The sequence below is a fragment of the Prauserella salsuginis genome (assembly GCF_024648885.1).
In the GTDB taxonomy this organism is placed as follows: Bacteria; Actinomycetota; Actinomycetes; order Mycobacteriales; family Pseudonocardiaceae; genus Prauserella; species Prauserella salsuginis.
In genome coordinates this window covers 304,381-324,558 of record NZ_JANBBF010000011.1, presented here as the reverse complement: position 1 = coordinate 324,558, position 20,178 = coordinate 304,381, and the positions used below count along the sequence as shown (strand labels likewise).

The 20,178-nt window shown below is 69.7% G+C and carries 16 protein-coding genes and 1 pseudogene; 5 read left to right on the top strand and 12 right to left on the bottom strand.

Annotated elements, in window-relative coordinates; genetic code table 11:
* Window positions 1-223: 223 nt before the first annotated feature.
* The 8 genes and pseudogenes from LY40_RS16375 to LY40_RS16340 all read right to left on the bottom strand — a co-directional run bounded on the left by LY40_RS16375 (window position 224) and on the right by LY40_RS16340 (window position 10,927).
* Entirely contained in the window at window positions 224-2,014 is a 1,791-nt protein-coding gene (locus LY40_RS16375) for a DUF8811 domain-containing protein (protein ID WP_258937372.1), read from the bottom strand.
* Window positions 1,935-3,530, bottom strand: a complete 1,596-nt coding sequence (locus tag LY40_RS16370; RefSeq protein ID WP_258937371.1) for a S8 family serine peptidase — start codon at window positions 3,528-3,530, stop codon at window positions 1,935-1,937. The genes LY40_RS16375 and LY40_RS16370 overlap by 80 nt, the downstream gene beginning before the upstream one ends.
* 139 nt (window positions 3,531-3,669) lie before the next feature.
* On the bottom strand, window positions 3,670-5,265 hold the full coding sequence (gene serA / locus LY40_RS16365; protein ID WP_183778588.1) for a phosphoglycerate dehydrogenase: 1,596 nt from the start codon (window positions 5,263-5,265) through the stop codon (window positions 3,670-3,672).
* Window positions 5,266-5,976: 711 nt separating this feature from the next.
* Window positions 5,977-6,060 (bottom strand): annotated as a pseudogene (locus tag LY40_RS16360) (DUF397 domain-containing protein); the annotation flags it as partial.
* Window positions 6,061-6,581: 521 nt separating this feature from the next.
* On the bottom strand, window positions 6,582-7,595 hold the full coding sequence (gene ilvC, locus LY40_RS16355) for a ketol-acid reductoisomerase (protein WP_183778591.1): 1,014 nt from the start codon (window positions 7,593-7,595) through the stop codon (window positions 6,582-6,584).
* Window positions 7,596-7,688: 93 nt separating this feature from the next.
* Complete coding sequence (gene ilvN / locus LY40_RS16350; RefSeq protein WP_183778593.1) at window positions 7,689-8,195, bottom strand: acetolactate synthase small subunit; 507 nt, start codon at window positions 8,193-8,195, stop codon at window positions 7,689-7,691.
* 5 nt (window positions 8,196-8,200) lie between these two features.
* Window positions 8,201-10,147 carry an acetolactate synthase large subunit gene (locus LY40_RS16345; protein ID WP_183778595.1) on the bottom strand — a complete coding sequence of 649 codons (1,947 nt, stop codon included), beginning with the start codon at window positions 10,145-10,147 and terminating at the stop codon, window positions 8,201-8,203.
* 546 nt (window positions 10,148-10,693) lie between these two features.
* Window positions 10,694-10,927, bottom strand: coding sequence for a hypothetical protein (locus tag LY40_RS16340; RefSeq protein WP_258937370.1), 234 nt, complete (start codon window positions 10,925-10,927; stop codon window positions 10,694-10,696).
* 22 nt (window positions 10,928-10,949) lie between these two features.
* Between LY40_RS16340 and LY40_RS16335 the strand changes: the two genes are divergently transcribed.
* A complete protein-coding gene (locus tag LY40_RS16335) occupies window positions 10,950-11,561 on the top strand; it encodes a PH domain-containing protein (RefSeq protein WP_258937369.1) in 612 nt (203 codons plus the stop codon).
* A gap of 396 nt (window positions 11,562-11,957) precedes the next feature.
* A complete protein-coding gene (ilvD, locus tag LY40_RS16330) occupies window positions 11,958-13,802 on the top strand; it encodes a dihydroxy-acid dehydratase (RefSeq protein WP_258937368.1) in 1,845 nt (614 codons plus the stop codon).
* A 198-nt stretch (window positions 13,803-14,000) separates the two neighbouring features.
* Here the strand turns inward: ilvD and LY40_RS16325 are convergent, their stop codons facing one another.
* Together LY40_RS16325 and LY40_RS16320 are read right to left on the bottom strand one after the other, a co-directional pair.
* Window positions 14,001-14,528: a DoxX family protein gene (locus tag LY40_RS16325; RefSeq protein WP_372497706.1), complete on the bottom strand. Its 528-nt coding sequence runs from the start codon at window positions 14,526-14,528 to the stop codon at window positions 14,001-14,003.
* Window positions 14,529-14,699: 171 nt separating this feature from the next.
* On the bottom strand, window positions 14,700-15,401 hold the full coding sequence (locus LY40_RS16320; protein ID WP_183784809.1) for an NPP1 family protein: 702 nt from the start codon (window positions 15,399-15,401) through the stop codon (window positions 14,700-14,702).
* A 152-nt stretch (window positions 15,402-15,553) separates the two neighbouring features.
* On the opposite strand from LY40_RS16320, the gene LY40_RS16315 reads away from it, so the two are divergent.
* Both LY40_RS16315 and LY40_RS16310 read left to right on the top strand, forming a co-directional pair.
* Window positions 15,554-15,940: a hypothetical protein gene (locus LY40_RS16315; RefSeq protein WP_183778603.1), complete on the top strand. Its 387-nt coding sequence runs from the start codon at window positions 15,554-15,556 to the stop codon at window positions 15,938-15,940.
* Between the two features lie 122 nt (window positions 15,941-16,062).
* The gene (locus LY40_RS16310) at window positions 16,063-16,797 is read left to right on the top strand and encodes an SDR family NAD(P)-dependent oxidoreductase (protein ID WP_183778605.1); all 735 of its coding nucleotides are present in this window, start codon (window positions 16,063-16,065) and stop codon (window positions 16,795-16,797) included.
* A gap of 245 nt (window positions 16,798-17,042) precedes the next feature.
* Here the strand turns inward: LY40_RS16310 and LY40_RS16305 are convergent, their stop codons facing one another.
* Window positions 17,043-17,642, bottom strand: coding sequence for a TetR/AcrR family transcriptional regulator (locus LY40_RS16305; protein WP_183778607.1), 600 nt, complete (start codon window positions 17,640-17,642; stop codon window positions 17,043-17,045).
* 323 nt (window positions 17,643-17,965) lie between these two features.
* Entirely contained in the window at window positions 17,966-18,871 is a 906-nt protein-coding gene (locus LY40_RS16300; RefSeq protein WP_183778610.1) for a 2-hydroxyacid dehydrogenase, read from the bottom strand.
* Window positions 18,872-18,957: 86 nt separating this feature from the next.
* Between LY40_RS16300 and LY40_RS16295 the strand changes: the two genes are divergently transcribed.
* Window positions 18,958-20,169: a PQQ-dependent sugar dehydrogenase gene (locus LY40_RS16295; RefSeq protein ID WP_258937366.1), complete on the top strand. Its 1,212-nt coding sequence runs from the start codon at window positions 18,958-18,960 to the stop codon at window positions 20,167-20,169.
* Window positions 20,170-20,178: the final 9 nt, after the last annotated feature.

Genomic DNA, 20,178 nt, shown 5'->3' with positions numbered 1-20,178 from the left:
GGTCCCATCGACCGCGGGTACCCCATTCGCATCCAAAGCCAGCGACGGCAGGTTACCGGGCGTCGACGAACTGTCGACCCGCGACCACCCCAACGGCCCATGCGCCACCGTCGCGGGTCCCCCGTCCGGTGGTCTCACAGGTGTGCCCGGGACCCCGCGCGAGGGTCCCGGGCACACCTGGTCACGCGATCGGCATGACCCGCAGCGAGCCCGCCTCGCCCGCTCAGCCGTCGTCGGTCGACACCGGCCGGTGGTCGAGCTCGTGGATGCCGACCGCCGAGGCGCGCCTGCCGGAGGCGTTGTGGTGGTTCAGCACCAGCAGCCCCTCGGCCGAGTCCGCCGAGTCCGGGTTGCGCGTCACCGTGAACCGGTCACCGCGACCGGCCACGTACGACAGCGCAGCGGCATCGTCGGCGCCCGCGACGGTGTAGGCCGGGTTCAGCGGATCGAATGCGACCGGCTCGTCGATCCTGTCCACATCGCCGGTCTCCGGGTCGCCGTAGAAGCCGGAGACGCCGACCGTGTAGCTGATCTCGTGCGAGTCGGCCGACGGGTCGATCCCCAGCGCACCCAGCGACACCGGCAGCACCGCGACGTTGCTGTCGAACGTGTTGGTGTCGACGTCACCGAACTGCCCGTTGACCGGCTGCAGGTCCACAGTGGAACCGTCGGACAACCGAACGGTCTGGGCGACAAGTACGTCAGTGGACGGCATCGGCATGGCGTACGTCTCGTAGTCGGCCTCACCGTCGCCGTCGGTGTCGGTGTGGACGTACGGGATCGTGTGCCCGCCGAGACTCGACCAGTTGCCCCATGTGGACAGTCCGAACGCGAGCATCGCACCGTCGCCCTCGCCCACCGACGTGGCACCGACGTGGCGCAGGTCGCCGCCCTCGGCGGTCTCGTTGACCGCACAGCCGCTCGTCTGCTCGCCGAGGCAGGGCGGCAGCTTCGGCGACCGGGCGTGCAGCTCCATGATGCTCATCAACGACCGGTAGGCCTCCCTGCCGGAACCCTGGTCCAGGCCGCGACCCAGTACCCGCACGTCCGCGGTGTCGGACCCGCCCCGGAAGGCGATGTTCCGGGAGTGGTGCAGTTTCGCCACCGGCTTCGGCGCTGCGTGCACCGGGAGCCGCAGCGTCGCACCCTGGCCCTGGGGCTCGAGCACCATGCGCCCCGCGGCCTCGGCGACGAACTGCCGCGGCACGTCGAGCTGGTTGCGCTCCAGTGTCGGATCGATCGTCTTGCGCATCGCCGCCGGGTCGATCCGCAGCTTCACGGCCACGTCGGCGCTGCCGCGGGCCGGCACGGTCACCGACTCGGACGAGAGTTCGTAGCTCACCCCCGGGACGGTGGACGAGGCCGCATAGCGCAGCGAGTACCGCTTGGTCTCGTCACCCTTGTTGACGATACGGACCACCTCGCGCTTCACGGTCGGTTGGCTAACCTCCAGCACGCCGAACGACACGCTGACGGCCTTGCGGTCGTGCAGCGAGTAGGCCATGACGTCGTTGTCGATCGCGGCCCGCGCGTCGACACGGCCCGCACCGACCCGCTGCGGCCCGACGACCGTGCCCTCGGAGGTCACCTCGTGGGCCGCGGTGTTCATGACCGAGTTCTTGACCTCGGTGGCGTTCCAGTCCGGGTTGGCCTCCCGCACCAGCGCCGTGATGCCCGCCGCATGCGGCGAGGCCATCGACGTGCCCGACATGACCGTGGCGGCGTCCCCGCCACCCATCAGCGCCGAGGCGATCGTGTCGCCGGGCGATGCCAGGTCCGGTTTGACCGCGGGGCCGCGCACCCCGCGCGAGGTGAACGAGCTCGGGGTGTCCTCGATGGACTCGTCCTCGGTGGGAAGCGACGTGCGGCCGTCACCGGTCATGGTGACCTCGAGGGTGCCCGCGTCGAGGGCAGGACGCAGGTTCTCCGTGGCCTCACCGGTCAACTGGAAGACCGGAACGTCCTCGTTGCCCGCGATGGCCGCGCCGAAGTTCTGCACCCCGGAGGTGAACACGACGCCGGCGGCACCGGCCGCTGTGGCATGGTCCGCGCGCGCCCGAACCGCACTGCCGCGTCTCGTCGTTGTCGTCCCACTCGAGCCAGGCGATCTTGTCCTTCACCGCGGCCGCGTCGGACTCGGAGAACTCCGCGCAACCGTCGGCGTTGTCGCCGGAGAGCGCCACGACCGGCTTCGTGATGTCGAGCGAGTCGTAATCGGCGTAGTGGAGGCTGAACTGGCCTGCGACCTTTCCGGCCACATCGGACGGTGCAGCCACCTCGACGGCGTCGCGCAACACGTAGGAGTCACGAATGCTCGCCACGCCCAGGCCCTCGGGCGTGTTGCCGGGGCTGCCGCCGATGTCGTACAGGTCGCCGCCGTTGCCCGCCGACATCACCGGCAGCACGTCGTTGGCGACGAGCTTGCGCACGAAGTCGGCCTCCGGATCGTCCGGCGCGCCGTAGTCACTGCCGACCGACATGTTGACGACGTCGAGCTTGTCGGAGAAGTCACCGTCGCCGTTCGGGTCGAGCGTCCAGTCCATCGCCTCCGCCATGACGGCCGTCGAGCCGGCGCAGCCGAACACCTTGATGTCGTACAGCTCGGCCTTCGGTGCGCTGCCCGGCGCGACCTTCATGTCCATCAGCGCGTCGCCGTCGAGCTTCGAGTAGTCACCATTGAACGTCGATCCGTCGGCCTCGACGCCGTAGCCCGCCGCGGTACCGGCCACGTGCGTGCCGTGATCCATGCACGGCAACGGGTTCGGGTCCGGCTTCGGGGTCTCCGAGCCGTTCTCGCCCGACGCGTCGTAGTCGTCGCCGACGAGGTCCGTGCCGCCCGCGACCTTCGCCGACGGGAACAGCTCCGGGGCCTCCTTCGTCGGGTCGACCGATTCGTAGGCGTCCTTCGTCCCCAGCCCGCCGAACGTGGCGTGCGTGTAGTCGATACCGCTGTCGATGACACCGACCTTGACGCCCTCGCCGTAATGGCCCGTCTGCTGCCAGACGTTGATGGCCTTGGTCAGCTGATCGGCACCGGCGTTCTGGTGCTTCTTCGGCACGATCGGCTTCACGGACACGACGTCGTCGCGGCCGGCCAGCTCCCGCAGGCGCTCCGCGTCGGCCGCGACGACGGCACCGGCGATCGCGTTGGCCGTGCGTGCCAGCACCGTCGTGCTGCCGTCGGAGGCCCTGAGATTGCCGACGACCGTGTCGACGGCGCCCAGCGCGGCGGACCTGGCACGTTTCGCGGCCTTCGCGGCGGCGTTCGTGCCCTTGCCCTTCTCGTCGTTGAACGCGTCGACCGCGGACCGCTTCTTCACCTCGACGAAGGCCGCGGTGCGGCCCTGCGATTCGGCCAACCGCGGGGAAATGCCGCCATCGGCGCGACCCGGGTCGAGGTCGTCTGCCGAGGCGGTCGGCAAGGGTTCGATACGCGCTGCGTCCTGCGCCGACGCCCCGCCTGCCGCGAACGTGGCGGCCAGCAGGACGGTCGAACAGATCGCGAGCAGACGTGCTCGCCAGCGGTTCATATGGGGGCGCCCCCAATGGGTCGGGAGGTTGACAATCGATGGTCAGCCAGCCAACACCACTGGGGGCGTCACCCAATAGCGCCGTTCGTAGCGTTTTACCCGAATGTGATGGTTTGTACCTGGTGTCCGACGACCGTGGTCACAGGAACGAGATCGACCGGATCTTGCGCGCCGACACGGCGGCGCCGATCGGGTCGAGCAGTGCCGGGTCGACGGGGCGGTCCACCCGCAGCAGCATCACCGAGTCGGAACGGTCGGTGGTCTGGCTGATCTGCGCGGCGTCGATGTTGACGCCGGCCTCGCCCAGCACGGTGCCGACCCGGCCCATGATGCCCGGCTTGTCGGGGTACTCCATGAGGAGCATGTTGCCCTCGGCCCGGATGTCGAAGTGCCTGCCGTCGATCTCGATCAGCTTCTGCACCTCGTCCTTGCCGGTGACCGAGCCCGACACCGTGTGCGCCGTGCCGTCGTCCTGCACCGCGCGCACCGTCAGCTGGCTGCGGTAGCTCTGGCTCTCCGGCTCCGTGCTGACCGACACCTGCACGCCCAGTTCCTCGGCCAGCCGCGGCGCGTTCACGAACGTCACCTGCGACTCGACGACGCCCGCGAACACGCCCCGCAGCGCCGCCAGCTGCAGCACGCTGACGTCCTCACCGGACAGTTCGCCGGAGGCGACGACCGACACCGACTGCGGCGCCTTCGCGCTGAACGCCGACAGCACGGTGCCGAGCTTCTGCGCCAGCGGCAGGTACGGGCGCACCTCGTCGGTGACCGCACCGCCCGCGACGTTCACCGCGTCCGGCACGAACTCGCCGCGCAGCGCCAGCAGCGTGGACTTGGCGACGTCGGTGCCCGCACGGTCCTGCGCCTCCCCCGTCGACGCGCCGAGGTGCGGCGTGACCACGACGTTGGGCAGGCCGAACAGCGGGCTCTCGGTGACCGGCTCCGACTCGAACACGTCGATGCCCGCGCCGCCCACGTGGCCGTCCGACACGGCGCCTGCCAGCGCGTCCTCGTCGATCAGGCCGCCACGCGCGGCGTTGACGACGATGACGCCCTTCTTGGTCTTCGCCAGCGCCTTCGCGTCGATCAGGCCCTTGGTCTCGGGCGTCTTCGGCAGGTGGACGGTGACGATGTCGGCACGCTCGAGCAGCTCGTCGAGGGTGACGAGTTCGACGCCGAACTGCTTGGCACGCGCCGCCGAGGCGTACGGGTCATAGGCCAGCAGCTTCGTGTCGAACGCGCCGAGGCGCTGCGACACGAGCTGGCCGATCTTGCCGAAGCCGACGACACCGACGGTCTTGCCGTTCAGCTCGACACCGGTGTAGGAGCTGCGCTTCCATTCGCCGCCCTGCAGGCTCTGGTCGGCGGCGGGAACACGGCGCAGCACCGACAGCAGCAGCGCGATGGCGTGCTCGGCTGCGGAGACGATGTTCGACGTCGGCGCGTTCACCACGAGCACACCGTGCTGGGTGGCAGCGGGCACGTCGACGTTGTCGAGACCGACACCGGCGCGGGCGACCACCTTCAGTGAGCTGGTGGCGTCGAGCACCTCGGCGTCGACCTGCGTCGCGGACCGTACGAGCAGCGCGTCGGCGGTCTTCACCGCCTCGAGCAGTGCCGGCCGGTCCGTTCCGTCCACGTGCCGGATCTCGACCTCGTCTCCGAAGACGCTCACCGCGGAGGGAGCGAGCTTCTCGGCGAGGAGGACGACGGGCTTGGTGGAAGTGGTCACGTTGCGCCTTTCCGTAGCTCGACTCACTGGTCTTGTGCGGCAGGCACGCCCGCTCTCGCGGTGTCACGTACCGCAGGCCGGAGCGGCGGGCGGTGCGCCTCGGCTCCGCTGCGGACTGCGTGTCACGACCTGCGCCTGCCCCGCACTCGCCGACGGACCTGCCCGGTGCTGCTCGCCAGCCGGGGCGATCGTCGACGTGGTCGAGGTCACGTCACTGTGCCCTCGATCGGAAGGAGTCTATCCGCCCGAGTTAACGCAGACGCAATGCTCGGACGGCAAATCAGCGCCATCGAGGACAATTCTCTCCGCGTTGTCCCTGGTCACGACGGCCGAACGAGAACTTCGTTCGTCAGGTCACCATGCGGGATCCCGTCGCTCGAATCGGCGCGGAGCGAGTCGGCCACTCGAATTCGACGACCCGAAGCTCGTGCGATCCGGGCTTTCTCCGTTGTCTCACCGCGTCGTCACCGTGATCGTTCCGAGACGCGGGAGCGGAAGGCCGCGGCGTCGGTCGCACGGCCGTAACGGGGCCGGTCACCGTCTCGCAGAAGGCGGTGCGAAACTTCCGCGCCGCCCGGGTCGGACGGCGCGACCGGGTCGGACAGCGCGGCCGGATCGGGCGAGACGAGCGGGTCGGCGAGGCGAGCTGTGCAGCGGACCGTTCGACGTACCCACCGGTTTCGGCCGCGGCGCACGGGGGTTCGGCGCCGATCACTCCGGTGGGCGGTCGAACTCGCCGTCGCGCACCCCCGCGAGGAACGCATCCCATTCCGACGGGGTGAACACGAGCACGGCCTGCCCGTGGGAGGCGTGCCCGTCTCCGGCCGCCCTCCTGCCGTCCTGTCCGCCACCGTCGTGCCCCATGCCGCCGCCGTGCCGGTCGCCGTGCTGCTCCGCGCCGCCGTGCTGCCCCGCGCCGTGGTGCCCGCCGCCGCCGTGCCCGTCGCCCGCGTTCCCTTCGCCGGAGTGCCCCTCGCCGGAGTGCCCCTCGCCGCCGGGAACGGACCGCAGGACGACGTACGTCACGCCGTCGGTGTGGCGCACGAACGCGTACTCGACCGGCCCGCGCGCGATGCCCGCCTCGTCCCGCAGCCGCGTCCACGCGGCGGACCCCAGGTCCAGTGCGGCCGACACATCCTGCTTCGCCTGCTGGGCACGGGCCGGGCCGGCGGTCCCACCCGGGCCCCCGGCCGAGGGCGTGCCAGGGTCAACGCCGTCGGTCATTACCCCGCACGGTAGCCCTGAGCAGCACAAACCCCCAAGACGTGGAATCACGTCCTGGGGGTCTGCGGCGGAAAACGGACCTATCGAATGAATCAGGCCGTCTCGGTGATCGGGCGGTCGACCCACGACATCAGGTCGCGCAGCTTCTTGCCGGTCTCCTCGATCGGGTGCTGCTCGCCGGCCTCGCGCAGCTTGGTGAAGTTCGGCCGGTTCGCCTCGTCCTCGCCGACCCACTCCCGGGCGAAGGTGCCGTCCTGGATCTCCGCCAGCACGGCCTTCATGTTTTCCTTCACCTCAGGCGTGATCACCCGCGGACCGCGGGTGAGGTCGCCGTACTCGGCGGTGTCGGAGATCGAGTAGCGCATGCGCGCGATGCCGCCCTCGTACATGAGGTCGACGATCAGCTTGAGCTCGTGCAACACCTCGAAGTAGGCGATCTCCGGGGCGTAGCCCGCCTCGGTCAGCACCTCGAAGCCGGTCTGCACGAGCGCCGACGCGCCGCCGCAGAGGACCGACTGCTCACCGAACAGGTCGGTCTCGGTCTCCTCGGTGAACGTCGTCTTGATGACGCCGGCGCGCGCACCGCCGATCGCGGCCGCGTACGACAGCGCGAGGGCCTGGCCGCCACCGCTCGGGTCCTGCTCGACGGCGATCAGGCACGGCACGCCCTTGCCGTCGACGAACTGCCTGCGCACCAGGTGCCCCGGGCCCTTAGGGGCCACCATCGCGACGTCCACGTTCGCCGGCGGCTTGATGAGGTCGTACCGGATGTTGAAGCCGTGGCCGAAGAAGAGCGCGTCGCCCGCCTTGAGGTTCGGCTCGATGTCGGCGGTGTAGATCTCGCGCTGCTTCGTGTCGGGCGCGAGGATCATGATCACGTCGGCCCACGCGGAGACCTCGGACACCGTGCCGACCTGCAGGCCCTCCTCCTCGGCCTTGGGGCGCGACTTCGAACCCTCGGCCAGGCCGATGCGGACGTCGACGCCGGAGTCGCGCAGGCTCAGCGCGTGCGCGTGGCCCTGACTGCCGTACCCGATGACGGCGACCTTACGGCCCTGGATGATGCTGAGATCGGCGTCGTCGTCGTAGAAGATTTCGACTGACATGAGGGGCGGTACTTCCTTTCCCATCGCGTGATGTGCCCGCGACGCAGCTTCCGGCTGACGCGCGGGCTCGGCGGCGCTCGGTGGCCGCAGGTTCTATCGGGTTGAGTTCGCGGTGATCGACCGGGCACCCCGGCCGAGCGCGACCATGCCGGATTTCACGAGCTCGCGCACACCGTACGGTTCCAGCATGCGCATGAGCGCGTTCAGTTTGTCGTGCGTGCCGGTGGCCTCGACGGTGACCGCCTCCGGCGAGACGTCGACCACCTTCGCGCGGAACATCTCCACGGTTTCGAGGACCTGACTGCGCACGGTGGCATCGGCCCGCACCTTCACCAGCAGCAGGTCGCGCTGCACGGAGCTGTCCGGGTCGAGTTCCACGATCTTGATGACGTTCACGAGCTTGTTGAGCTGCTTGGTCACCTGTTCGAGGGGTTGCTCCTCGACGGCGACGACGATCGTCATCCGGGACACCTCGGGGTTCTCCGTGGGCCCGACGGCGAGGGACTCGATGTTGAAACCCCGGCGGGAGAACAGTCCGGAGACACGGGCGAGCACGCCGGGGACGTTCTCCACCAGGACGCTCAGCGTGTGCATGCTCATCAGTCTTACTGCTCCCCTCGCACGTCGGTGACGGCCCTGTCGGCGACGACCCCACCGGATGCGGGTCCGTCGGCGACATCGTCGTCGTCGAACAGCGGCCGGATGCCGCGGGCCGCCATCACCTCGTCGTTGCTGGCGCCGGGGCCGACCATCGGCCACACCTGAGCATCCTTGCCGACGACGAAGTCGATCACGACAGGGCGGTCGTCGATCGCCATCGCCTGCTTGATGACGTCGTCTACCTCGTCGGCCGTCTCACACCGCAGGCCCGCACAGCCGAGCGACTCGGCGAGGAGCGCGAAGTCCGGGATGCGGTGCTTGTGCGTGCCGAGGTCGGTGTTGGAGTAGCGCTCGGCGTAGAAGAGATTCTGCCACTGCCGCACCATGCCCAGGTTGCCGTTGTTGATCACGGCGACCTTGATCGGAGCCCCTTCGAGCGCACAGGTGGCCAGTTCCTGGTTGGTCATCTGGAAGCAGCCGTCGCCGTCGATGGCCCACACCTGGGCCCCGGGGTGCGCGAACTGCGCGCCCATCGCCGCGGGCACGGCGAAGCCCATCGTGCCGAGCCCGCCCGAGTTGATCCAGCTGCGCGGGTTGTCGTACTTGATGAACTGCGCCGCCCACATCTGGTGCTGGCCGACGCCCGCCGCGTAGTAGGCGTCCGGCCCGACGAGCGCGCCGATGCGCTCGATGACGTACTGCGGCGCGAGCGCGCCGTCGTCGGGCCACTCGTACCCGGCGGGGAACGTGTCACGCCACGAGTTGATCTGCGTCCACCATGCGGTCAGGTCGGGACGGTCACCGCGGTCGTGCTCGAACTTCACGGCTTCGATGAGCTCACGGAGGATCTCCTTGCAGTCGCCCACGATCGGCACGTCGGCCTTGCGGTTCTTGGAGATCTCGGCCGGATCGATGTCGGCGTGCACGACGGTGGCCTCGGGCGCGAACGAGTCGAGCCTGCCGGTGACCCGGTCGTCGAACCGCGCGCCGAGCGCCAACAGCAGATCCGCACGCTGCATGGCGGCGACGGCGGACACGCTGCCGTGCATGCCGGGCATGCCCACGTGGTGGTCGTGCGAATCGGGGAACGCGCCGCGCGCCATCAGTGTCGTCGCGACGGGGATACCGGTCAGCTCGGCCAGCTCGGCCAGCTCCTCCGACGCCTCGGCCTTGAGCACGCCGCCGCCGACGTACAGCACCGGCCTGCGCGACTGCGAGATCAACCGCGCCGCCTCACGCACCTGCTTGCCGTGCGGGCGCAGGGTGGGCCGGTAGCCGGGCAGCGTCATCTCCGGCGGCCACGCGAACGATGTCGTCTCCTGCAGCACGTCCTTGGGGATGTCGACCAGCACCGGTCCGGGACGGCCCGTGGCGGCGAGATGGAACGCCTCCGCGATGACCCGCGGGATGTCGGCCGGGTCGGTGACGAGGAAGTTGTGCTTGGTGATCGGCATCGTGATGCCGCAGATGTCGGCTTCCTGGAACGCGTCCGTGCCGATGAGTGCGCGCGTCTGCTGCCCGGTGATCGCCACCAGCGGCACCGAGTCCATGTTGGCGTCGGCCAGCGGGGTGACCAGGTTGGTGGCGCCGGGACCGGAGGTCGCCATGCACACGCCGACCTTGCCGGTGGCCTGGGCGTACCCCGTTGCGGCGTGGCCTGCGGCCTGTTCGTGCCGCACGAGCACGTGGCGAACCTTCGTCGAGTCGAGAAGCGGGTCGTAGGCGGGCAGAATCGTGCCACCCGGAATGCCGAAGACGACCTCGGAGCCGACCGCCTCGAGCGCCCGTACGAGCGACTGGGCGCCGGTGACGCGGACGGGCGTGCCCGCGGGCGGGGTGGGCTTCGGACGGGGTCCGTTCGGCTGGGAGGACTTGCGGGACGCCTCGGAGGCGTCCGTGGCTCCGGTGTCTCCGGCCGAGCCGGATTCCGATCGCGAGGTCGCGCTAGTCATCGATTTCTGCCTCGTGTCCTGGTGCTCTCGAGCGTGCTGAGTCGATCCTGCTGGCTCGTCGGCTTCTCGGGTCGGTTCTCGGGTCGAGTTGTCGTGTGCCGGTCGTCTGTGCCTGTTGTGGTGATTCCTGTCGTGGGCGGGGTTGTTCTTGTGCCTGTTGTTCTTGTGCCTGTTGTTCTTGTGCCTGTTGTTCTTGTGCCTGTTTGTGATGGTTGCCGCCGTGGTGGTCGCCGTTCGGCGATCGCCGCGATGGTGATCTCCACGGTGGTCGTCGTGCGGCGGTGAGTCGTCGTGACCTCACCCGGTGTCACCCGATCGGTTCCGTGACAGCACAACCCCGACATCAAAAAACCCCCGCCGACCGGGGTGGCCGTACGAGGGTCGCGCGTTGATGCAGAGGCGGCTTCCTAAGCGTCGCTCTCGGCGTCAACGCGCTTGGGAAGTACGAGAATCGTCTGCGGTGTCACAGCGGTGACGGTAGTCCGATCACGATGCGAGTGTCAACTCTGCGGGATAGTGATTCCGAATACTGGAACGCTGATCCAATCAGCGGACACCCGGGGCAACCGGACGGACGCCGTCCGGCAGCACCACGACGGGAACACCACCGCCGCAGTCGCCCACAGACCCGCCCGGACGGCCCAGCCGCTCCTGCTCTGCCGCCCCGTCCTGCCGGCCCGCCCGGACGGGCTCGTCCTGCCGGGTCGTCCTGCCCCTCCGGAGTCCTCTGCCGACACCGTTGACCCTGCGCAGCTGCAGCCCGGAATATCGTGAGGTCATCCGGCGGTGGCACCATCGAGGTGTGGCAGACGAATCAGGTGACCCGCAGCAGCAGTCCGGAGCCGCGCAGCAGTCCGGAGCCCCGCAGCAGTCCGGAGCCCCGCTCGGCGAGCAGCAGGCCCGCGACGAACAGGTCGTGCGCAAACAGCGCCGCGCGGTGTTCCGTGTCCCGGCGGCGTCCCTGCTGACCGTCCCGATCCTGTTGTTCGGTGTCACCCCGATCGCTTTCAGCGCGCCCGGACTGCAGCTGCTGTATCTGATCCCCGTGGCCGTCGTGCTCTGGGTGGTGCGCGTCCGCACGACGGCGACCGCGGAGGGGCTGACCGTCCGCACCCTGACGAGCAGCCGCTCGATGCGCTGGGACGAACTCTCGGGCCTGTCGATCACGGAGAAGGCCGCGATCCGTGCGGTGCTGACCGACGGCACGCCCGTCCCGCTCCCCTACGTCCGCCTGCATCACGTGCCGGTGCTGTCGTTGCTGTCCGACGGCCGCATCCCCGACCCGTCCGGCGCGCTGACGAGCGAGGCCGCCTCGGCGGACGAGAACTCGACGAACGACGCCGGCGCCGACGACACCGGGCGTGCCGTTACCGCCGGCGACGACACGGCCGGGCGCCCGGCGGCCACGTCCTGACGACGACTCAGGCGCCGCCACTGGCCGTCGTGGCCGCATCGCTCGTCCAATGCGGGCCCGGAGCCCGTGCGGCGTCGCCGTGGCGGCCGGGGTTCTCACCTGGTGCGGATGGCGCCGCCGTCGAGCGGGCGTGCACTCCTGGCACGCTCACCGGCACCACGTCACGTTCCAGCAGCACCTCGTTCCACCGGCACCGCGTTCCAGCAGCACCTCGTTCCACCGGCACCGCGTTCCAGCAGCACCGCGTTCCAGCAGCACCTCGTTCCACCGGCACCTCGTTCCACCGGCACCGCGTCGGGTCCCGCTCCCACATGCCGGACACACCGTTTCTGCGATCTGCGCATGTCGGGCCGACACCTGTCCACGGCGTGAGACCACGGGCGTAGCCTGGGCGCCATGCCTGCTCTGCGTTCCCGTACCACCACCCACGGCCGCAACGCCGCCGGGGCGCGTTCCCTGTGGCGAGCGACCGGGATGACCGACAACGACTTCGGCAAGCCGATCGTCGCGATCGCCAACTCGTACACGCAGTTCGTCCCCGGCCACGTCCACCTCAAGGATCTCGGCGAGATCGTCGCGAAGGCGGTCGGCGAGGCGGGCGGTGTAGCGCGCGAATTCCACACGATCGCCGTCGACGACGGCATCGCCATGGGCCACTCGGGCATGCTCTACTCGCTGCCCTCGCGCGAGATCATCTCCGACTCCGTGGAGTACATGGTCAACGCGCACCAGGCCGATGCGCTCGTGTGCATCTCCAACTGCGACAAGATCACGCCCGGGATGCTCAACGCCGCGATGCGCCTGAACGTGCCGACGGTGTTCGTCTCCGGCGGTCCGATGGAGGCCGGCAAGGCGGTCGTCGTGGACGGCGTCGCACACCCGTCCAGCGATCTGATCACGACGATCTCGGCATCGGCGAACGACGCGGTCGACGAGGAGGGGCTGTCCGAGGTCGAGCGGTCCGCCTGCCCGACCTGCGGCTCGTGTTCGGGCATGTTCACCGCGAACTCGATGAACTGCCTCACCGAGGCGCTCGGACTGTCGCTGCCGGGCAACGGTTCGACGCTCGCCACGCACGCCGCACGCCGCGCCCTGTTCGAGAACGCGGGCCGCACCGTCGTCGAACTGGCCAAGCGCTGGTACGGCGAGGACGACGAATCCGCCCTGCCCCGCAGCATCGCGTCGAAGGAGGCGTTCGAGAACGCCATGGCGCTCGACATGGCGATGGGCGGCTCGACGAACACGGTGCTGCACGTCCTCGCCGCCGCCGAGGAGGGCGAGATCGACTTCACGATCGGCGACATCGACCGGATCGGCCGGTCGGTGCCCTGCCTGTCCAAAGTGGCACCCAACTCGGACTACCACATGGAGGACGTGCACCGGGCAGGCGGAATCCCCGCCATCCTCGGCGAGCTGTACCGCGGCGGACTGCTCAACACCGGCGTCGCGTCGGTGCACTCGCCGTCGATGGAACAGTGGTTGTCCACATGGGATATCCGCGCCGAGTCGCCGTCCGACGAGGCCGTCGAACTATTCCACGCCGCACCGGGCGGGGTGCGCACCACACAGGCATTCTCGACCGAGAACCGGTGGTCGTCGTTGGACACCGACGCCGCGGGCGGCTGCATCCGCGACGTCGAGCACGCCTACTCCGTCGACGGCGGCCTGGCCGTGCTGCGCGGCAACCTGGCCGAGAACGGCGCGGTCATCAAGTCCGCGGGTATCGACGAGGAGCTGTGGCACTTCGAAGGCCCCGCCCGGGTCGTGGAGAGTCAGGAGGAGGCCGTCTCGGCGATCCTCGGCAAGCAGGTGCAGCCCGGCGACGTGATCGTCGTCCGCTACGAAGGGCCGTCCGGTGGCCCCGGCATGCAGGAGATGCTGCACCCGACCGCGTTCCTCAAGGGCGCGGGTCTCGGCAAGGTATGCGCGCTGATCACCGACGGGCGCTTCTCGGGCGGCTCGTCGGGCATCTCGGTCGGCCACATCTCCCCCGAGGCCGCCGACGGCGGCATGATCGGCCTGGTCGAGGACGGCGACCCGATCCGCATCGACGTCCACGAGCGCTCCCTCGAGCTGCTCGTCGACGACGAGGTCCTGGCCGAGCGACGGGCCAAGATGGACGCGAGCGAGCGGCCGTGGCAGCCGGCCGAGCGGCAGCGTCCGGTGACCACCGCGCTGCGGGCCTACGCCAAGATGGCGACCTCGGCCGACCGCGGAGCGGTGCGCGACCTCAACGCGTGATCCACAACAGACGAGATCCACAACAGACGAACGGCGCCGCACCCTCACGGAGGGCGCGGCGCCGTTTTTTGCGTTCCACGGATGCACGGGACCGGCGCGCGGCTCGCCGATCGGCCAGGGCGCCAGCGTGGAATCACGCGCGGCGAGGCCGATCACCGACGCGTCCGCCCGGCCCGGGCAGGACGGTGGCGGCGTGGCTCAGCGGAACATCACGATGACCACAATGGATGCGGCCACGGCGAGGAGCAGTCCGAACAGGCCGAACGCACCGGGCTTGCGGCGCCACGGCGTGTTCTTGTCGACGGCGATCCGGCCTGCGCCGGTGAACAACAGGGTCAGTGCCGCGACCCCGACCAGGAGTTCGAGCTCGGTCTCGAAGTAACCGGCGCCGCCCTGGAACTTCGTGATGACGATGTTGATCGTGACGCCGAGGATCGCGGCCGCGCCCAGCGGCGTGAACAGGCCGATCGCCAGCAGCAGTGCGCCGCCTGTCTCCGCCAGAGCGGTGATCCAGGACAGCAGCGTCGTCTGACCCGTGTAGCCCATGCCGGACAGCGCGTCCGCGAAGCCGCCGATGCCGGGGCCGTCGAACAAGCCGAACAGCTTCTGCAGACCGTGCGCGCCCATCACCATGGCGAGCCCCAGCCGCAGCACGAGCAGGCCGATGTCCAGTCCGGCGTGCCAGCGGTCGGGTTCGGGAGTGGTTTCCTCGACATCGGCGAGCATGCTGTCGTTCCCCGGCTGGTTGAAACCGGAGTCGTCGTATGTGCCGGAGTCGAACTTCGTCGTCGGGGAGTCGAAGTTGTCGGGTGTGCTCATAGCCGCGCAGAGTAGAGCATCAGCGCGACGACCGGGTGAACGCCACGGCACACCCGGTGTCGCGATGGTGACGTCCCGTCACGCGTGCGGGTCGAACGCGATGTCTCGGGGTTTGGCCTTCTCGAGGTTGGTTGCGAACGCGCCGTCGGAGATCGCCAGGCTCGCGCTGCCGAAGTCGGCGGAGGTGAGGGTGTCTCGGATGTCACCGGGGAAGTGGTCCCAGCTCACCAGGTCCGGGTACTGCCAGGTGCCGTAATGGTTCTCGGGCGGTTCGTCACCGGTGGAGGCGAGCCGGAAGCAGTGGGTACCGGGGCCGTCCTTGTGGTAGACGACCTTCGGGTGCGTGCCCTCCCACTTCACCTCGGACGCGGAATGGGTCGAGTAGTCCCCGTGCGCGGAGACCGACACGTACTCGGCGCTGTCGCCGCCACGTACCCAGACGACGACGTGCTCGATGTCGTGGCGGTGGCCGAACGCGTCGAGCCCGGGCACGGCCTGGTCCTTCTCGAAGTACAGGTCGTACAGGTAGGCGCACCAGTCACCGTCGCACCTGGACCGCGAGTAGGCGTTGGTGTTGTCCAAATCGGAGGCGTCGCGGCAGTTGCCGTTGAGGGCGCCCGAGTTGTTGAGCCCCTCGTTCAGCGTGCCGTCGGGACCGACCGCGGGGGTCGGATAGCAGCCGTCGGTGTCGTAGTCGAACGCGGGCTGCCACCGGCCGTCGGCCTCGGCGTGGCTCGCGGGCAGCGCGGTGGGCGGGTCGGCATGGGCCACCCCGGCCATGGGTGCCACGAGGAGCAGGCCCGTGACGGCGAGAGTCTTCACCGCCCGCAGCGACCGCCCGAACCGCCGACGGCGCGGCGGGGACGAACGACGGACAGCCGGCTGCGGGGCGGAAGATCGCGTCGACGGGCGCTGCGCCGAAGGATGTTGCCGTGTCGACCGGTGCCGTGTCGACCGGTGGTGTGTCGGATGTGCTGGCGTGGAGGCGTGGGACGGTCGGGCGGGCTCGGCTGCTGCCGGGTCCATCGGGAGGTCCTCTCTGCCGGATCGATGATCGACAGGAAGGCAAGCAGCGCACCGAGCACGCGAACAACCGACATTGGTCGACGCTTCGTCCGAACCACCCCGACGGCCCAGCGCTCATCTCGACCGGTACCAGCTTCGAGAACGAGCGCTGCGGTCGACGTTCCGACGTCAGGTTCGACAACCCTGAGCACGACAGCCCTGAGCACGACAACCCTGAGCACATTGCGACAACCGGCGTTCCCGTCGACGGCCCGCGGCGCATCCCGCCGGCCGAGCACACAGCCGCGGGCTGAGCGCCCACCAACCGACCACTCTCCATGTGGCCGGGGAGACTCGCCTCACCATTATTGACCGGACGGTCCATATCGGGCATCGTTGTGGACGGTTCAGTCAATAACTCGAGGAGGTGGGCGGCGTGGCCGTCCTGACGGACAAGGTCGCAGTGATCACCGGCGGCAGCAGCGGCATCGGGCTCGCGATCGCACGGGCGTTCCGTGATGAGGGTGCGAAGGTGTTCATCACCGGCCGTCGCAAGGAGACACTCGACGAGGCAATCGTCGAGCTGGGGGCGAACGCGACCGCTGTGGTCTGCGATTCCGCCGCGCCAGCCGATCTCGACGCTCTCTACGAGACCGTCCGTGCGCAGGTCGGGCACGTCGACGTCGTGGTCGCCAATGCCGGTATCGGCATCCAAACCGCATTCGGTGAGGTCACCGAGGAACAGTTCGACGCCATGTTCGCCACCAACGTCAAGGGAACCGTCTTCACCGTCCAAAAGGCATTGCCGCTGCTTCGCCCAGGGGCATCCATCATCTTGACGGGTTCGAGCGCCGCGACCCGCCCTCCCTACGGGCTCGAGATCTACGCTGCGACGAAGGCCGCGGTGCGTAATCTGGCTCGCGGCTGGGCCCACAGTGCGCGGCAGTACGGCTTCCGGGTGAACGTGCTCTCGCCGGGTACGGTGCCGACCCCGGGCCTGCTCGATCTCGTACCCGCGGAAGTTCGGGAACAGTCCGAGGAAGCCACCCCTCTCGGCCGGCTCGGCACACCTGAGGAGATCGCTGCCGCCGCCACCTTCCTGGCTTCGAACGCGTCGAGCTACGTCAACGGATCCGAACTCGCCGTCGACGGCGGCGCCGCGCAGATCTGACGCCCTCCGCCCTCAGGGGCGTTGTGATTCCGTCGAAGCATGCCTGCCCAGGGTGGATTCTCGGTGAGCCGCCCTGGGCAGGCCGGCGTGGGAAAGCCTCGCCCGCACCGGCCTACGCCGTGGTTCGATGCCGTGGTTCGATGCCGTGGTTCGATCGAGCCGCGAATCGCGCACGGCTGCGTCCGACCGCTCGAACCCCGAATCGGAAGCCCTGGGCGTCGGTGCCGTGAACCGTGGTTGGCGGCCTACTCGTGTCCCGGCGAAGGCAGCAGCCGAGTCAGGGCGGATTCGGCGACCGAGGCCAGAGCCCCGACGCCCATACCTGTCCGTCCGAGCGCGACCACTCCGAGCTGGGCGGCCAGAACCGCATAGGCGACCTGGTCGGCATCCACGCCGGGATCCACGTCGCCTTCGCGCCGAGCCCGCTCGATCGCCTCCGTCAGAATCTCGGCGGTGGCGTCATAGCTGCGCCGGGCCTCGGCCGCTACGTCCGGCATGCTCGTCGCGAGCTCGGCGGTGCTGTTCGCCAGCAGACACCCTCGCTGGGCGGATGCCCCGGTGGAGTCACGACTCGGACCGTGTACGAACTCCCGCACGAAATGGACGGCCCGCGACGCGGAAGCCAGCCGCTCGCGGAGCACCCGGTCGTTGGTGTCGTTGTATTCCCGCAGCACCCGTAGGAACAGCCTGTGCTTGTCGCCGAAAGCTCCGTACAGGCTGCCCTTGCCCAATCCGCTGGCCCGCATGAGATCGTCCACCGACGTCGCCGCGTAGCCCTTGTCCCAAAAGACCTCGCGGATCGCCGCGACGACACACTCCTCGTCGAACTCCCGGGGCCGTGGCACGCCGCCACGATACGCGTTGTTGACCAGTCAGGCCAGAACTCGCCGGCGCCGAATCGGTAGCCGGGCCGGTCGAGGAGAAACACCTCCGCGGCCACCCGGCGCAGGCCGTCGCGACTTCCACGGTCTATCGACCGCCGACGGCTACGGTTTCTCACCCGCCGTCATGGAGCGCGACCAGGAGTGTGTTTGCGGCCGGTGAGACATCAGCGGGGTCGGCAACAGCAGGCCGCGACGCGCAAGGCCGTTCTCGCCGACCGGCGCGGTCGGCGGCAGCACGAGGTAGGGGCATCGCGGCAGCACCCGAGCGGGCGGCGATCCCCCGCTCAATACTCGCCGTGGACCAGGTTCTCCGGCAATTCCCCACCGGCATACCGTTCCAGCTCCCGCGCGACGATGGCGTACGAGCGTGCGAGCCGCCCGTCGACGAACCCACCGGTGTGCGGCGTGATCATCACGTTGGGTGCGGTCCACAAGGGGTGACCTGCCGGCAGCGGTTCGGGTTCGGTGACGTCGAGGATCGCGCGCAGTCGCCGCGCCGTCAGCTCGTCAAGGAGTGCGTCGGTGTCGAGGACCGGTCCCCTGGCGGCGTTGACGAGTACGGCCCCGTCGGGCATCGCGGCGAGGAAACCGGCGTCGACCATGCCGCGCGTCTTCGACGTGAGCGGCACGAGCAGCGCCACGATGTCGGCCTGCCCCAGCAGCGACGGCAGCTCGTCAACGCCGTGCACGCCGTCGCGCGCGGTCATCCCGACCATGGTGACGCGCACGTCGAACGGGACCAGCCTGCGTTCGAGCTGCCTGCCGACGTCGCCCGCCCCGACGATCACGGCCCGCTTGCCCTGCAGCGTGTCGGTGCCGTGCGGCCGCCACACGCCCTCGGCGTGCGCGGCCTGGAAGTCCGGCAGCTCGCGATACAGCGACAGCAGCGTGGCCACCGCCCATTCGGCGGTGCTGCCGCCGTGGGCTCCGCGGCACGTCGACAGCAACACCCCGGGCGGCACGACGTCGATCCACTCCTCGGCGCCCGCGCTGCGCAGCTGGATCAACCGCAGTTTCGGCAGTTCGGACAACACCTTCTCGGTGACGCCGAAGCCGGGCACGAGCACCTCCGCGTCGACAGCTTCCTCGGGAAGGGGCTGCCCGGGTTCGTATCTGACAGGCTGCACACCGTCGATGCCGGTCAGCGCCGTCATACCGTCGTCGTCGGGAACCAGAACCGTGATCGCCATGACCCCATCTTCTCGGTCCGTTCGCGCGCCGGAACCCGCGACCCGCTTACTCACGGCTCACGACACGGCGCCTACTCTCGGAAACCGTGCGCATCGGGCAGCGACGGTGGTCGGTGCCGCTGGTCCTGGCGGTCAGCGGCCTGCTCGTGCTGTCCGGGTGCGCCGATTTCGAGGACGACGCCGCCGGGCAGCGGTGGTCGGCGGCGCCCGAACTGTCACCGGAGCGCGGGCCGCAGCCCGACCTGCCCGAGGTCGAGGCGCCCGACGTGCCGAGCGCTCCGCAGGAGGAGCCGACGAAGGTACCGCCACCCCAGGGCTGCAAGGACTTCGACCGCGCCGTGATCGCCACCTGCCTGGACACGGTGTCGGCGGTGGCCCCGTTGCCGGGGGGCGGCCAGGTCATCAGCGCGCTGGCCGGTGAGCGCAGCAGCGGCCGGGTGATGCTGGTCGACAGCAACGGCACGAAGAACGAGTTCGCGACGCTCGACGTGGACGCCGCCGGCGACGGGGGGCTCACCGGCCTGGCACTGTCGCCGACGTACTCCGAGGACCGCCTCGTCTACGCCTACGTCACGACGCCGGAGGACAACCGGGTCGTGCGGTTCGCGCGCGGCCAGCAGCCGAAACCGGTGCTGACGGGAATTCCGAAGGGACGGACCGGCAACGCGGGCGCCCTGCTGGCTGCGGCCGACGGTTCGCTGCTGGTGGCCACCGGCAACGCCGGCGACGCAGGGAAGTCGGACCGCGCGGGCACGCTGTCCGGCAAGGTGCTGCGGATCGACCCGTCGGGCGCTCCGGCTCAGGGCAATCCGACGAACGGTTCGCCGGTCCTCGCATCCGGGCTGACCGCACCGGGCGGCCTGTGCCAGACCCCGGACGGGTCCCGCACCTGGGTGACCGACCGCGGCGCCGACAAGGATGCGCTGTTCTCAGTGCCGGACGGTGGCAGCGGGTCCGGCGGCGCGGCCGAACTGGGGGCACCGGCCTGGACCTGGCCGGGCAAACCGGGCGTCACCGGCTGCGCCGACTGGACGGATTCGGTGGCGGTGGCGACCTCCCGAGACGAGAACGTGCAGAACCTGCCGCTGACACAGGACGGCTCCGTGGGCGGCGAACCGCAGGTCACGATGGACGGCGACAACGGACCGAGCTACGGCAGGCTGGGAGCGCTGTCGCAGGTGTCGGAGAACGTCTCGGTGGCGGGCACGGTCAACAAGGACGGCGGCGACCCGGGTTCGAGCGACGACCGGGTGGTGTTGATCGTGCGCCAGCCTTCGGGTGGTTCGGGCCGCGACTGACCCGGGCGT

Coding starts and splice junctions, on each gene's coding strand:
- LY40_RS16370 (WP_258937371.1), bottom strand. CDS start 3,530: ATGAACCGCTGGCGAGCACGTCTGCTCGCGATCTGTTCGACCGTCCTG.
- ilvC (WP_183778591.1), bottom strand. CDS start 7,595: ATGTCAGTCGAAATCTTCTACGACGACGACGCCGATCTCAGCATCATC.
- ilvN (WP_183778593.1), bottom strand. CDS start 8,195: ATGAGCATGCACACGCTGAGCGTCCTGGTGGAGAACGTCCCCGGCGTG.
- LY40_RS16345 (WP_183778595.1), bottom strand. CDS start 10,147: ATGACTAGCGCGACCTCGCGATCGGAATCCGGCTCGGCCGGAGACACC.
- LY40_RS16340 (WP_258937370.1), bottom strand. CDS start 10,927: ATGACCTCACGATATTCCGGGCTGCAGCTGCGCAGGGTCAACGGTGTC.
- ilvD (WP_258937368.1), top strand. CDS start 11,958: ATGCCTGCTCTGCGTTCCCGTACCACCACCCACGGCCGCAACGCCGCC.
- LY40_RS16325 (WP_372497706.1), bottom strand. CDS start 14,528: ATGCTCGCCGATGTCGAGGAAACCACTCCCGAACCCGACCGCTGGCAC.
- LY40_RS16320 (WP_183784809.1), bottom strand. CDS start 15,401: ATGGCCGGGGTGGCCCATGCCGACCCGCCCACCGCGCTGCCCGCGAGC.
- LY40_RS16300 (WP_183778610.1), bottom strand. CDS start 18,871: ATGGCGATCACGGTTCTGGTTCCCGACGACGACGGTATGACGGCGCTG.